Raw genomic sequence first — 13887 nt, 5'->3', positions numbered from 1 at the left:
AAGTCCCGTTCAGATCAGTACGTCGGTGAGCAGCAGCGAGATCAGATGTCGAGGAAGCGGACGTCCTTGGCGTTGCGCTGGATGAAACTGCGCCGCGCCTCGATGTCGTCGCCCATCAGCGTCTGGAACGTCTCGTCCGCGCGGATCGCGTCGTCGAGCGTGATCTGCAGCAGCACGCGGTTGGCCGGGTCCATGGTGGTGTCCCACAGCTCGTTCGCGTTCATCTCGCCCAGACCCTTGTAGCGCTGGATCGGGTTCTCCTTGGGCAGCTTCTTGCCGGCCTCGTAGCCGGCCTCGAGCAGGCCGTCGCGCTCGCGGTCGGTGTACGCGAGCTCGTCCGGCTGGTTGCTCCAGCGGATCTTGTACAGCGGCGGCTGCGCGGCGTACACGTGACCGCGCTCGATCAGCGGCCGCATGAACCGGAACAGCAGTGTCAGCAGCAAGGTCCGGATGTGCTGGCCGTCGACATCGGCGTCGGCCATGATCACGATCTTGTGGTACCGGAGCTTCTCCTCGTCGAAGTCCTCGTGGATACCGGTGCCGAGCGCGGAGATGATCGCCAGCACTTCGTTGTTCTGCAGCACGCGGTCGATCCGGGCCTTCTCGACGTTCAGGATCTTGCCGCGGATCGGCAGGATGGCCTGGAACTTCGGGTCCCGGCCGCCCTTCGCGGAGCCACCGGCCGAGTCACCCTCGACGATGTAGACCTCGCACTCCTCGGGGTTGGTCGACTGGCAGTCGGCCAGCTTGCCCGGCAGACCGCCGCCGCCGAGCAGACCCTTGCGGTTGCGGGCCAGGTCGCGGGCCTTGCGGGCCGCGATCCGGGCGCTCGCCGCGGCGGACGCCTTGCGGATGATCTCGCGGCCCTCGGCCGGGTTCTGCTCGAACCAGGCGCCGAGCTTGTCGTTGACGACGCGCTGGACGAAACCCTTGACCTCGGTGTTGCCGAGCTTGGTCTTGGTCTGGCCCTCGAACTGCGGCTCGGCGAGCTTGACCGAGATGATCGCGGTCAGGCCCTCCCGGATGTCGTCACCGGTGAGCCGGTCCTCCTTCTTCTTGATCATCCCCTGGTCCTCGCCGAACGAGTTGACCAGCGAGGTCAGCGCGGCCCGGAAGCCTTCCTCGTGGGTGCCGCCCTCGTGGGTGTTGATCGCGTTCGCGAAGGTGTGCACGGACTCCTGGAACGATCCGCTCCACTGCAGCGCGACCTCGAGGCTCATCGTGTTCTCGGCGGTGGCCGCCTCGAACGAGATCACGTCGCGGTGCACGGTCTCGCGGATCCCGGTCAGGTACTTCACGTAGTCGACCAGGCCGTCGTCGTACCGGAAGGACTGCTCGAGCGGCTTGCCGTCCTCGTCGAAGTGGTCCGGACGCTCGTCCCGGATCACCAACTCGAGGCCCTTGTTCAGGAAGGCGTACTCGCGGAAGCGGGTGGCCAGCGTCTCGTAGGAGAACGTCGTGGTCTCGAAGACGTCCTCGCTGGCCCAGAACGTGATCGTCGTACCGTTCGAGACCGAGGTGCCGATCTCGGCCAGGTCGGCGTCCGGGACGCCGTTGGTGAAGGTCTGGGTGTAGAGCTTGCCCTTGAGCTTGACGTCGACCTGGAGCTTGGTGGACAGCGCGTTGACCACGGAGACACCGACGCCGTGCAGACCGCCGGACACCTTGTAACCACCGCCGCCGAACTTGCCGCCGGCGTGCAGGACCGTCAGTACGACGGTGACGGCCGGCTTGCCCTCGGACTCGACGATGTCGACCGGGATACCGCGGCCGTTGTCCTCGACGCGGACACCGCCGTCGGCCAGCAGCGTGACGACGATGCGGTCGCCGAACCCGGCCATCGCCTCGTCGACCGCGTTGTCGACCACCTCGGTGACCAGATGGTGCAGACCACGCTCACCGGTGGACCCGATGTACATCCCCGGGCGCTTCCGGACCGCGTCCAGACCCTCCAGGACCTGGATCGCGCTCGCGTCGTACTCCCGCTCGACGACGTTCGACGGGATCTCGTCGAGCATCGCCGGGAGGTCCTCGCTGGGTACGGGGGTGCCGATGGGGTCGGCGGACTGGTTGGCGTCGATCTCGATCGGCTCGTCGGTCACCGGTGGTTGTCCTCCTCGGACCCCGCCTTCGCGAGGCATCGCGGCACAGTAGAGCCGCCCTCTACGGTGGTAGTAGAGGCGCGGCTCGCCCTACGTCGTCCATTCTACCTGTCGACCGAAGCAGAACCTGCCACCAGCCGCCCGAAACTCGCATCAGGGCGTCTTTTCTCCCTCATCTCCATGTCCCCTCTCGCGGGTGGGGGTCAGAAAAGCGCTCACGGCCGCTCAGTGGCCTTCGGGCGTTTCGCGACTGACCGTTCCGGCACCGACCGGTCCAGACCGCTTGGCCGGCTCCGGAGCGGCCCCGGCGGCCGCATCGGCAAGCGGTGCCCGGCGCGCACCCACCGCCCCTTAGGATCGCTGCCGTGGAAAGTCTCGACGAGGTCATCGATGCGATGATCGCCGACCGGGTGATTCACCGGCACCGGCGGATCTGGCTGCTGGTGATCGCCCTCGTCGTGGTGGCAGTCCTGGTGGTCCTGGCTACCGGCGGCTGGAAGGAGAAGAAGGGCCGCACGGTCCCGACTCTGACCGCCCCGGCGACGGTGACCGCGGGCCGCTACGAGTACAGCTTCACCAAGGCGGAGATCGTCCGGAAGCCGAAAACGGAGTACGACGCCGCCGAAGCCACCCTCAAGGTCTACTTCGACGCGAAGAACGTCGACACCGAGGAACACGCGTCCCACCGGATCGACGGCGACCTGCTGCTGTTCGTCCCGGGCCACGGCGAGGAGAACGTGGACTCGGACGGTGTCGCCTGTCACGGCGACAAGATCGGCTGGGTTCTCGTCTACGGACTGCCGCCGGAGAGTTGCAGCACGACCTTCAAGGTCGCGCCGGACTTCGCCGCGGACGAGATCGAGATCGGTGTTCTCCAGGAGCACTACGAGTCCGACAACGAAGCCCTCGGTGCGAACGACAATCCGTACTGGCACAACGAGAACCCGGCCGCGGTTGTCCGGCTCGCGCCGAAGGTCGTCATCGACGACGGGAAGGACAAGTGAAGCTCTACCGCCCCGCGACGATCCTCGTCGGTGTCCTGTTCGTCCTGATCGGCGGACTGACCCGGCTGGCCACCCCCGACAACGTGTACGACGAGCAGAACATCAAGGTCCTGCACGGCACGATCGGCGAGCCGCTGGACTACGAGGGCACCGGATCGACGGTGAAGGTGACCCGGATCAAGTTCGCCCGCTCGGTGCTCGACAGCTCCGGCAGCGACGACGAGAAGCCGCTGGAGACCAACGGCATCTACGTCGCGATCGAGTGGGACGCGATCCGCGGCGATCGCAAGCCGGACCTGATGGACGCGACCCTGCTGGCCGACAGCGGCAGCGTGTACCTGCCGGTCGACGGTATGAGTCACAGCGGGCTTGATTTCCCGAACGCCGGCTACGCGAGGACCGGGGCCGTCGTCTTCGAGATCAATCCGGCCGACATGAAGGGCCTGACCCTGAAGCTCAGCCCGAGCATGCTCTTCAACGTCTACAACTCCGAGATCCAGGTCGACCTCGGGATCCCGACCGAGGCGATCGCCCAGCAGATGGTGGACGGCGCCGCCGCGCAGTACATCGTCGAGGACGCAGTCACCCGGGTGGCGTCGTGAGGCTCGCCGGCCGGGCGTCCCGGCTGATCGTTCAGGTCGGACTGCTGGTGGCGTTGGTGGCCGCCGGCACGTTCGTGATGCTGCGGCCCTACCTCAGCGACGACGAGCGGATCTTCGACGAGGGCCGGATCAACCAGGTCGTCAGCCAGGGTCCAGTGACGGTCGGGCACGTGGACTGGAAACTCGACTCGCTGAAGGCGTACACCGCGATCGTCGACAAGGACGGCGAGAAGATCAGCATGGACGAGCCCGCCGGTTCGATCATCATCGTGGCCACACTGACGGTGACCCCGCGCACCGGTGTCTTCCTCAAGGACCGCGGGTTCACCTGCGACGCGATGCTGCGCGACGACCGCGGGAACACCTGGGACACCGAGCAACCGTTCGACTACCCGCTGCCGACGTACTGCGGTGACGACGACCACCCGTTCACGATGGACAAGCCCGCTCAGGTCGCGAAGGTGTACCTCGTACCGAAGTCCGCCGTGCCGCACCTGACCGGCGTCACCGTCGAGCAGTTCGACGCACACCTGCGCGTCCTGATCACGCCCTGATCAGGCAGTAGCGGGTTCCGGCTGCTTGGCTGCCGGCGCTTTGGCCTGCGCGGCCGCGGCGACCTCGGCGCGGCGCTCGTTGCCAACCGAGATGCACAGGTCGAAGGCTGCGGCCAGGAGCGCGATCCGCAACGGCTCGAAGATGATGCTCCGGACCAGGTCGGCGATCTCCATGTTCATCAGGCCCCAGTACTGGCCGTGGATGCCGATCAGCCGCTGGACCGCGACGAAGGCCCAGTCGTTGCCGAGCAGCCAGAACGTGTAGACCATGCAGACCACGCCGAGGAACACCGGCCCGACCCGGACCAGCAGCCGGAACGCGTTGATCGCCGGGTAGAACTTCTCGCGCAGACCGCCGAGCACCAGGTCGGGCGCCTTGTACGTCAGCTCGACCAGCCGGCCGCGCTGCGGTGCCTCCGGCTGCTCGGCCTGTCCACCGAGCCGTCGCTCCAGGCGGGTGCCGCGGAAGACCCCACCACTGGACAGCACGCGGTGGCCGAAGACGACCGTGGTGATCGCCAGCCAGGTCAGGGGCTCGGCGACTCCCAGCTTGAACAGCGGCCAGAGCGACTCCCAGAAGAAGCCCCAGAGGAACTCGATACCGGCCGGCAGCGGGATGTGGATCCCGGCGAAGAAGTCCTTCACGCCGTCCCACCAGTCCAGCGACCAGTACCAGAAGCTCCGCTCCTTGAACCAGACCTTGCCCTCGGCAATGGCGTACGGCGTGATCACGAACGTGAGCAGCACGAAGAACGCCTCGGCCCAGACCTGGGCGAACTTCACCGGCCGGCTCGGCCAGCGATCGTCGACCGCCTGCAGCAGCCGGCGCAGCACCAGCAGAATCACCAGCGCCGGCAGGTACCCGTGCCAGGCGTGGATGCCGAGCTTGAAGAACCCCGAGCCGGGCTGCGTGCCGTTCTGCACCAGGTAGGTCGCGCTGAGCTGGTTGACCTGGTCGTCGAAGAAGCCCCACGCCGACCAGACCGCGACCAATGGCAGCAGCGTGATGGCCAGCAACTCCAGCAGACCTCGCTGCGTCGGGTCGGACGTCTCCTCGGCGTCGCTGCTCGCCGCGTCCCGCCAGCGGTACAGCGACATCGCACAGGTCCGGATCATGCCCACGGCCGCGGTGATCTGCAGCAGCACGCCGACGGCGAACAGTCCGGTCCCGAGACTCGAGTGCGCGTGCTTCGCGAGCCAGATCGCGCCTTGCACGCAGACCGTGAACCCGACGAAGCCGGCCACCCACCAGGTGGTCATGGGCAGGAGGTTCTTCCACCAGAGCCGGAACGTATCCCCGATCAGGTGGACCATCTCGCGAAAACCGTCAACGAGCGTGCGCATCGCGCCCGATCCTAGGGCATGGGTGGTGCTACCCCTGCCCTCAGAGCTTGGCCGGGTCGCGGACACAACCCGTCTCGTCAGCCGTAGGTGTCGCGGGGGCCGCGGCCGCCGCGGACGGTGCGGGGGCCCTTGCGCCAGGACGGGGTGTGGGGGCCCTGGACGTTGACGCGGGTGACGGTGCCCTCGCCGAGTTCGGTGTTGAGGCGGCGTACCAGGTCGGGGGCGAGCAGCTTGAGCTGGGTGGCCCAGGCGGTGGACGACGTACGGACGGTGAGGACCGTGTCCTCGTACGATTCGGGCTTGCAATGTTCGGCCATCTCGGCGCCGACGATGGACGGCCAGCGGGCCATCACGCCGTGGACGGCGACGTCGACCTCCCAGCCCTGGTCGCGCATCAGCCGCCCGAGCGTGTTGGTCAGCTTCTGCGGATCCCGGTCGTCGGGGCGGGCGCTGCTGATCTGGGCGCCGTTGATCCGCGGCCGGCGGCGGCGCTTGACCGGCATGATGCCGCCCTTGGCCGCCTGCTGCTTCAGCCGTCCCGCCAGCGACTTCGCCAGATCGAGGCCCTGCTTGTCGTGCTCGACTTCCGGACCGAGCTCGCTCTCAGGGCCGCTCTCAGAGGAATCCGGGGGTTCAGGCACGCTGAACGACTCCTTCGCCGACGTCGAAGCGCGCACCGCTGAGCTCAGCGGGCACGTCAGCGCCGACGGCAGCGGTCACCAGCACCTGCTCGGCCGGCGCGACCAGCTCGGCCAGCCGGTCCCGGCGCTGGGTGTCGAGCTCGGCGAACACATCGTCGAGAATCAGCACCGGTTCACCCCCGTCCGCGCGCAGCAGTTCGTACGACGCCAGTCGCAGCGCGAGCGCGAACGACCACGACTCACCGTGACTCGCATACCCCTTCGCCGGCAAGTCCCCGAGCCCGAGTACGACGTCGTCGCGGTGCGGACCCACCAACGAGACACCGCGCTCGAGCTCGTCCCGCCGCTTTTCCTGAACCGCCGCCAGCAGTACGTCGGCCAACTGCTCGCGCGACGTCACGCCCGGCTCGAGCAGCACCGACGACTTGTACTCCAGCCGCGCATCACCCTTGCCTCGGGCAACGGCGTCGTACGCGCTGGAGACCAATGGGCGCAGAGATTCCAGCAGCTCCAACCGGGTCGCGAGCAGGTCGGACCCGGCGCGGGCCAGGTTGGAGTCCCAGACCTCGAGCGTGCGCAGCTGTCCCTCGGCGGCACTCGTCCGGTTCTGCCGGCGCGCCTGCGACGCGCTCCGCAGCAGCGAGTTGCGCTGCTTCAGCACCCGGTCGTAGTCCGCACGGACGCCGGCCATCCGCGGCGAGCGCAGCGTCAGCAGCTCGTCCAGGAACCGGCGCCGCTCGGACGGGTCGCCCTTCACCAGGGCCAGGTCCTCGGGCGCGAACAACACCGTCCGCAGCAGACCGAGCACTTCGCGCGCTCGCGGGACCGGCGAGCGGTTGATCCGGGCCCGATTTGCCTTCCCAGGATTGATTTCCAGCTCGACGACCACATCCCGGTCGTACTCGCTGCGGATCTCGGTCCGCACGATCGCCCGGGTGGCTCCGGCCCGCACCAGCGGCGCGTCGTTCGCCACCCGGTGCGAGCCGAGCGTCGCGGTGTAGTGGATCGCCTCGACCAGGTTGGTCTTGCCGTGGCCGTTCGGGCCGACGAAGGCCGTCACGCCCGGGGTGAGCTCGACCTCCGCCTGCTGGTAGGACCGGAAGTCGAGCAGACCCAGGGCGGTGACGTACACCTCAGTGCTTGATCGGGGGCGTCGCGTACGACGGGTCGGCCGCCTCGGCGCCCTTCACCGCGTGGCCGCCGAACTGGTTCCGCATCGCGGCGATCGCCTTCATCGCCGGCGAGTCGTCCTGCCGCGACGAGAACCGCGCGAACAGCGCGGCCGCGATGGCCGGCACCGGTACGGCGAGGTCGATCGCCGCCTCGACGGTCCACCGGCCCTCGCCGGAGTCGTCGGCGTACCCCTGGATCTTGGCCAGGTGGTTGTCGTCCTCGAGCGCGTTCACCAGGAGGTCGAGCAGCCAGGACCGGATCACGGTGCCCTCACGCCAGGACTGGAACGCCTGCGGCACGTTGTCGACGATGTCCGACGCCTCGAGCAGTTCGTACCCCTCGGCGTACGCCTGCATGATGCCGTACTCGATGCCGTTGTGGACCATCTTCGAGAAGTGGCCCGCGCCGACCTTGCCGGCGTGCACGAAACCGAACTCGCCCTCGGGCTTCAGCGCCTCGAAGATCGGCATCACGACGTCGACGGTGTCCTTGTCGCCGCCGCACATCAGGGCGTAGCCGTTCTCCAGGCCCCAGACGCCGCCGGACACACCGCAGTCGACGAAGCGGATGTTCTTCTCGGCGAGCTGGGCGGCGCGACGGGTGTCGTCGGTCCAGCGGCTGTTGCCGCCGTCGATCACGATGTCGCCGGGGGAGAGCAGCTCGGCCAGCTCGGTGACGACCGGGTCGATGGCCTGCACCGGCACCATCACCCAGACAACCTTCGGCTGGCCGCTGGCGCTGAGCTTGCCGACCATGTCGGCCAGGTCCTTGGAATCGGAGATGTCCTGGTTGTGGTCGAACCCGACCACGGTGTGGCCGGCGTTGCGAATCCGCTTGCGCATGTTGCCGCCCATCTTGCCGAGACCGACAAGGCCGAGCTCCATCTGAATCCCCTTGTTCTGTTGGCTTTCAGCTGTTCAGGCGGACCGGCATCAGCACGTACCGGAATTCGCTGATCGGTTCGCCGTCGAAGTCGCGCACACCGGTCAGTTCGGCCGGCTTCGTCGCCTGCGTGAACGCGAGGTGCGCAACCGGCGTGCCGATCGCGCCCAGACCGTCGAGCAGGTACGTCGGGTTGAAGCCCACCGTCACCGGATCGCCGACGACCCTGGCCTCGAGCGACTCCGACGCCTGCGCCTCGTCACCACTGCCGGCGTCCAGCGTCACGGTGTCTTCCTCGAACGTCAGCCGGACCGGAGCGTTCCGCTCGGCGACCAGCGCGACCCGCTTCACAGCCTCGACCAGGGTCGCGGTGTCGATCCGCACCCGGGTCGCGATCGCGGAGTCGGTCGGGATGATGCCGCGGACCTTCGGGAACTCGCCGTCGAGCAGCCGGGTGGTGGCGCGCCGGTTGCCACCGGAGACCTCACCCTCGAAGCCGACGATGCCGTCGCCGCTACCAGGGGCAGCCAGCGACACGATCACGTCGGAGCCGGTCATCGCCTTCGCGGTCTCGGACAGCACCCGGGCCGGCACCAGCGCGGCTGCGGACGCGTCGGGGGACTGCGGGTTCCACTCGAGCTCACGAATCGCGAGCCGGTAGCGGTCGGTGGCGAGCAGGGAGATCGTGGAGCCTTCGATCTCGACCCGGACACCGGTCAGCACCGGCAGCGTGTCCTCACGCCCGGCCGCGGTCACCACCTGGGAGACGGCCTGGGCGAAGACGTCGGCCTTGACCGTCCCGCTGGCAGCCGGAAGCTCCGGCAAAGCCGGATATTCCTCTGTGGGAAGCGTCTGGAGCGTGAACCGCGAACTGCCGCAGGTGACTTGCGCCTTGGCTCCGTCCACGGCGAAGTCCACGGGCTGGTTCGGAAGACTCTTGGAGATGTCGGCAACGAGCCGGCCGGAGATCAGGCACTTGCCGGCGTCCGCGACCTGTGCGGGCACAGTGACCCGGACCGAGGTCTCGTAGTCGAAGCCGGACAGGGTGATCTGCCCGTCCTCGGCCTCGACCAGGAGGCCGGCAAGGATCGGAACGCTCGGACGACTGGGCAAGCTGCGCGCGGCCCAGGCCACCGACTCGGCCAGTACGTCGCGCTCGACGCGAAACTTCACCGCTGGGTGCCTCCTGATTCGGCTGTGTGCCAGGCAGATCCTGCCACGGACAAAGGTGCTGTGCGCCCATCGGGCCTGACGTGGCGCTTCGGGCGGGTCGCGTCGGCGTCGTACTGATGCTGCTTCAGGTGCTTACGGGGACAGCCTGACAGGTCTGTCCAACCGGCGCGAGATCGGGGTTTTCCCCAGATCGGGCCGCCCGTTCGTTTTGTGGACTGGGACCTCTCTACAGATTCCATAGTGTTCTTCGCACCGGTGGATACTGTGGAAAAGCGACGAGTTCGCAGGTCAGACCCCATATCGGGGTGGGGACGGCGTGTGGACGACTCTCGGTCGTGCTGGGGACGGCTGCGGATGACGGATTCTGTCCCCACAGGGCGTCCACATGTCAGAGCGGTGTATCCACGGCAATACCCACAGTTTTCCACAGCTGTGTCCCCAGCCTGTGCGGTTCTTTTACTGCTGCTTCGCCTGGTGTTTGATCCGGTTCGTCAGCTCGGTGACCTGGTTGAAGACACTGCGTCGTTCGGACATCAACTGCCGGATCTTGCGTTCCGCGTGCATCACGGTGGTGTGGTCGCGGCCGCCGAACTGCTGGCCGATCTTCGGCAGGGAGAGATCGGTGAGCTCGCGGCACAGATACATGGCGATCTGTCGTGCGGTCACCAGCACGCGGCTCCGGCTCGATCCGCACAGGTCGTCGATGGACAGACCGAAGTACGACGCCGTCTGGCCCATGATCATGCTGGCCGTCACCTCGGGCTTGCTGCCTTCGGGGATCAGGTCCTTCAGCACGATCTCGGCCAGGCTCAGGTCGACCGGCTGCCGGTTGAGGCTGGCGAACGCGGTGACGCGGATCAGCGCCCCCTCGAGCTCGCGGATGTTCGTCTGCACCTTGGACGCGATGAACTCCAGCACCTCCGGCGGCGCGGTCAGCCGCTCGGTGGCCGCCTTCTTCCGCAGGATCGCGATCCGGGTCTCGAGGTCGGGCGGCTGGATGTCGGTGATCAGACCCCACTCGAACCGGTTCCGCAGCCGGTCCTCCAACGCTTCCAGGCGTTTCGGCGCGCGGTCGGAGCTGATCACGATCTGCTTGTTCGCGTTGTGGAGCGTGTTGAAGGTGTGGAAGAACTCTTCCTGGGTCTGGATCTTGCCTTCCAGGAACTGGATGTCGTCGATCAGCAGTACGTCGACATCGCGGTACCGGCGCTGGAACTGGGACGCCTTGTCGTCGCGGATCGCGTTGATGAAGTCGTTGGTGAACTCTTCGCTGGACACGTACCGGACGCGGGCACCGGTATAGAGACTGCGGACGTAGTGCCCGATCGCGTGCAGCAGGTGGGTCTTGCCCAGACCGGAGTCGCCGTAGATCAGCTGTGGGTTGTAGGCCTTGCCCGGAGCCTCGGCGACCGCGACCGCGGCCGCGTGGGCGAACCGGTTCGAGCTGCCGATGACGAAGGTCTCGAACGTGTACTTCGGGTTCAGCCGGGCCTCACCTTGAGCCTCGGTGGCCGACTGGGTCGGTGAGCCGTTGGGCGGCGGGGCTACGGAACCGATCGGCTGACCGAAAGACTGCTGCGGCTGCGGGGCCGGCTGCTGGTACTGCTGCGGCGGTGCCGCGTCCGGACGCGGCTGGCCGTACTGCGGGCCGTTGGCCGGATCGGTCAGCGCGGACTGGATCGTCGGCTGGTACGCACCGTCGGTGCGCAGCGGCTCGCGTACTGCGGGTTGCTGTTGTTGCGGCTGCTGGGGGTGCTGTTGCGGGTGCTGCTGTGGGTAGGGCTGTTGCTGGGCGGCTTGCTGGGCGGCCGCCTGCTGCTCGCGGAGCTCAGGGTCCAGGGACGGGTCGACGGTGACGGCGATCCGGATGTCCCGGCCGAAGCTCTCGGTCAGGATGCGCTCGAGGTCCGGCCGGAGCCGGGTCTCGAGCTGGCCGCGGGTGAAGTCGTCGGGCACCGCGACGATGGCGGTGCTCTCGTGCAGCGTCACCGGACGTGAGTTGGTCAGCCAGGCGCGCTGGTTCGGCGGAAGGCCCGCGAGCACACGGGTCCAGGCATCACCAAGATCCGTCACCGGTGCTGCCACCTCCTGCTGAGGCACCTGCTGGGCCGGCATCTGCTGCGGCACGTGGTGCTGAGGTGCCTGCTGCTGAGGTGCGTGGTGCTGCTGCGGTGGCTGCTGGGCGGTTGGCTGCTGAGGTACTTGCTGCTGTGGTGCTGGCTGCGGTGGTGTGTGCTGCTGAGGGGTCTGCTGGTCCGGGCCCGGTGCGTCGGCTGGGCGGTGCTCGGTGGCCGGCTGCTCGGCGCTGGGGTGCTCACCAGCGTCCTGCTGGATCGGCCGGTGGTCCGGTGACCACTGGTTGGTGGTTGCGTCGTCCGCACGTCCATCACCCTCGTTCGCTGGCGAGCCCGCTGTGTTCCCGCTGCCTGTACCCCATTCGGGAGCGCTGCCCCAGGTGGTGTTCTCACCGGGATAGCGGACATTGCCGATGGTCGGGGCCGCACCGAAGTACGTCGCACCCGCCGCGGGCTGTTGTGGACCAGCTGGTAGATCGGTCGCCGCGCGCTCCAGCTCGGACCGGTAGCCGTACGGACCGGGAGGCGGCGCCGGCCGGTACCCGGGAGCCGGCTGCGCCGGCATCGGGATCGGGAGCGACGGGCTGAGGTAGTCGCCCGGATCCATCCGCGGAGTCGGGGCGGCCTCGGCGCGAGCCGACTCGACCTGAGCAGCCGGGCTCGTCTCGGCCCGGGGTGCGGTCTCCGGTCGGGGCAGCGGCTCGGGTGCGGGTGGGACCTCGGTGCGGAAGTTCGCCTCCGGCTCCGGTCGGAGGCCTGCGTCTGGCTCGGGGCGAAGATCCTGTCGGCCGTCGCCGCTGTAGTCGGTCCGGTACTCGGCTGTCGTGTACTCCGCCGGTGTGACTTCCGCACTGGCGGAATGGTCCTCGACCACGCGTTGCTCCCCGATTCATCGCTGCGGTGGCCGGCGCGTTCCAGGCGGACCCGGTGAGCTCGACCATTCGACCCGACACCGTGCGGCCGGTGAGTCGTCGTGCTATTCGGCTCAGCGCGGTAGCTGACTCCGCACTTCGGCGGCCGCACTGTCCACACGGTTGTCCACAGTTGTGAACGACCGCAGGAGCAGGTTGGTTACCAATCGCGGGGTGTGGGACCTCTGGTGTGAGGGAGTGACGCTAACAAGTCGGAGTAGGCAGCTTCAAGCCGTCATCCACAGGCTATGAACAGGAAATTGGGGGCAACCTGCGGCGTGTCGGGTGGACGCCGGAGCGTAGTCATGGTTTGTCATCGCTCTCAGTGGCGGCCCGGGCCGGAGGGTGACGAGGACTCGGCACCGGCGTTGCCCACTATCCTGTCCACAAGGCTGTGGAAAAGTCTGGGGATACCTGGTTTGACCTGTCCACAGGCGGCCACGTACCGTGGATCAGTCGGTGTTGAGCCGGCCGTTTCGTGCTGCGCTCCCTGCGGGTTCCTCCGACGGTGTGCAGGACAGCCACCTTGGGCAGATCCAATCAGTGGATTTGTCGACATTCTTGATCTCGAGTAACCGGAGTCATTCCAGTGAGCAAGCGGACGTTCCAGCCGAACAACCGTCGTCGGCACAAGAAGCACGGCTTCCGTCTTCGGATGCGCACCCGTGCGGGTCGCGCGATCATCGCCGCCCGCCGTGGCAAGGGTCGCCAGCGCCTCGCGGCCTGAGCGACCTGCTCGACGGTGACCACCTCGTGCTGCCAGCGTCGAACCGGCTCCGCCGGTCCGACGACTTCCGCCGCGCCGTCCGATCCGGACGTCGTGCGGCGCGGCGCGCGGTGGTTCTCCACCTGTTGGCCGAGGACGGCCTGGCCGAGCCTCCACGTGTCGGATTCGTTGTGAACAAGGCGGTGGGCAACGCGGTTCTGCGGAACCGGGTCCACCGCCGTCTGCGTGCTGTCCTGGCAACGCGTCTGCCTGATCTGCCGGCCGGCAGCCTGGCCGTTGTCCGCGCCCTGCCGTCGTCGGCTTCGGCCTCGTACGACGAGCTGGCCGCGGACGTCGACGGTGCACTGACCCGGCTGCTGAAGCCATGATGCGGTTCAATCCCGTGCGGAGCGGGATCATCGGTTTCCTGAAGTTGTACCGCCTGCTGATCAGCCCGCTGTACGGGCAGGTGTGCAGGTTCTACCCGAGTTGTTCGGCGTACGCCTTGGAGGCGGTCGAACGCCACGGTGCGGTGCGCGGTAGCTGGCTGGCGGTGAGGCGACTCCTCCGCTGCCACCCGTGGAACCCCGGCGGCTACGACCCCGTTCCACCCACAGATGTCGACCAGCGCGGAGACCGTGAGGACCCCTGTGTTCACGGCTCCGCCAACCAGCCCGGAGCGTCAGCCGACGCCGGGCCTGTGCAGCGAGGTGCATGAGT

Annotated in this window: 13 protein-coding genes; 6 read left to right on the top strand and 7 right to left on the bottom strand. The window is 67.8% G+C overall.

Annotation, left to right across the window (positions count from 1 at the left end):
* Nucleotides 1-41 precede the first annotated feature (41 nt).
* Entirely contained in the window at nt 42-2102 is a 2061-nt protein-coding gene (gene gyrB, locus OHA18_RS14490) for a DNA topoisomerase (ATP-hydrolyzing) subunit B (RefSeq protein WP_442914389.1), read from the bottom strand.
* Between the two features lie 365 nt (nt 2103-2467).
* Between gyrB and OHA18_RS14485 the strand changes: the two genes are divergently transcribed.
* The 3 genes from OHA18_RS14485 to OHA18_RS14475 are packed head-to-tail and all read left to right on the top strand — an operon-like array spanning nt 2468 to nt 4262.
* The gene (locus tag OHA18_RS14485) at nt 2468-3106 is read left to right on the top strand and encodes a hypothetical protein (RefSeq protein WP_329004587.1); all 639 of its coding nucleotides are present in this window, start codon (nt 2468-2470) and stop codon (nt 3104-3106) included.
* Nucleotides 3103-3708: a hypothetical protein gene (locus tag OHA18_RS14480; protein WP_329004586.1), complete on the top strand. Its 606-nt coding sequence runs from the start codon at nt 3103-3105 to the stop codon at nt 3706-3708. Before OHA18_RS14485 ends, OHA18_RS14480 begins: the two co-directional genes overlap by 4 nt.
* Nucleotides 3705-4262, top strand: a complete 558-nt coding sequence (locus OHA18_RS14475; RefSeq protein ID WP_329004585.1) for a hypothetical protein — start codon at nt 3705-3707, stop codon at nt 4260-4262. The genes OHA18_RS14480 and OHA18_RS14475 overlap by 4 nt, the downstream gene beginning before the upstream one ends.
* On the opposite strand, the gene OHA18_RS14470 is transcribed toward OHA18_RS14475, so the two are convergent.
* The 6 genes from OHA18_RS14470 to dnaA all read right to left on the bottom strand — a co-directional run bounded on the left by OHA18_RS14470 (nt 4263) and on the right by dnaA (nt 11590).
* Complete coding sequence (locus tag OHA18_RS14470) at nt 4263-5606, bottom strand: hypothetical protein (RefSeq protein WP_329004584.1); 1344 nt, start codon at nt 5604-5606, stop codon at nt 4263-4265.
* 77 nt (nt 5607-5683) lie between these two features.
* Complete coding sequence (locus OHA18_RS14465) at nt 5684-6247, bottom strand: DUF721 domain-containing protein (protein ID WP_329004583.1); 564 nt, start codon at nt 6245-6247, stop codon at nt 5684-5686.
* Nucleotides 6240-7379 (bottom strand): DNA replication/repair protein RecF, encoded by a 1140-nt coding sequence (gene recF / locus OHA18_RS14460; RefSeq protein ID WP_329004582.1) that lies wholly within the window; start codon nt 7377-7379, stop codon nt 6240-6242. Before recF ends, OHA18_RS14465 begins: the two co-directional genes overlap by 8 nt.
* Nucleotide 7380: 1 nt before the next feature.
* On the bottom strand, nt 7381-8304 hold the full coding sequence (gene gnd / locus OHA18_RS14455) for a phosphogluconate dehydrogenase (NAD(+)-dependent, decarboxylating) (protein ID WP_329004581.1): 924 nt from the start codon (nt 8302-8304) through the stop codon (nt 7381-7383).
* Between the two features lie 25 nt (nt 8305-8329).
* On the bottom strand, nt 8330-9475 hold the full coding sequence (gene dnaN, locus OHA18_RS14450; RefSeq protein ID WP_329004580.1) for a DNA polymerase III subunit beta: 1146 nt from the start codon (nt 9473-9475) through the stop codon (nt 8330-8332).
* 456 nt (nt 9476-9931) lie between these two features.
* Nucleotides 9932-11590 carry a chromosomal replication initiator protein DnaA gene (dnaA, locus tag OHA18_RS14445; protein WP_329006109.1) on the bottom strand — a complete coding sequence of 553 codons (1659 nt, stop codon included), beginning with the start codon at nt 11588-11590 and terminating at the stop codon, nt 9932-9934.
* Nucleotides 11591-13050: 1460 nt separating this feature from the next.
* Between dnaA and rpmH the strand changes: the two genes are divergently transcribed.
* The 3 genes from rpmH to yidD are packed head-to-tail and all read left to right on the top strand — an operon-like array spanning nt 13051 to nt 13885.
* Complete coding sequence (gene rpmH, locus OHA18_RS14440) at nt 13051-13188, top strand: 50S ribosomal protein L34 (protein ID WP_130386492.1); 138 nt, start codon at nt 13051-13053, stop codon at nt 13186-13188.
* Between the two features lie 26 nt (nt 13189-13214).
* The gene (gene rnpA, locus OHA18_RS14435) at nt 13215-13556 is read left to right on the top strand and encodes a ribonuclease P protein component (protein ID WP_329004579.1); all 342 of its coding nucleotides are present in this window, start codon (nt 13215-13217) and stop codon (nt 13554-13556) included.
* On the top strand, nt 13553-13885 hold the full coding sequence (gene yidD, locus OHA18_RS14430) for a membrane protein insertion efficiency factor YidD (RefSeq protein WP_329004577.1): 333 nt from the start codon (nt 13553-13555) through the stop codon (nt 13883-13885). The genes rnpA and yidD overlap by 4 nt, the downstream gene beginning before the upstream one ends.
* Nucleotides 13886-13887: the final 2 nt, after the last annotated feature.

This window comes from Kribbella sp. NBC_00709 (assembly GCF_036226565.1).
Classification (GTDB): domain Bacteria; phylum Actinomycetota; class Actinomycetes; order Propionibacteriales; family Kribbellaceae; genus Kribbella.
The sequence above is the reverse complement of the archived record's forward strand: the minus strand, read 5'-3'. Positions and strand labels throughout refer to the sequence as shown.

Bases quoted from the DNA above. Each gene is read 5' to 3' on its own strand.
- OHA18_RS14470 (WP_329004584.1), bottom strand. From the start codon at position 5,606: ATGCGCACGCTCGTTGACGGTTTTCGCGAGATGGTCCACCTGATCGGG.
- gnd (WP_329004581.1), bottom strand. From the start codon at position 8,304: ATGGAGCTCGGCCTTGTCGGTCTCGGCAAGATGGGCGGCAACATGCGC.
- dnaA (WP_329006109.1), bottom strand. From the start codon at position 11,590: ATGCCGGCCCAGCAGGTGCCTCAGCAGGAGGTGGCAGCACCGGTGACG.
- yidD (WP_329004577.1), top strand. From the start codon at position 13,553: ATGATGCGGTTCAATCCCGTGCGGAGCGGGATCATCGGTTTCCTGAAG.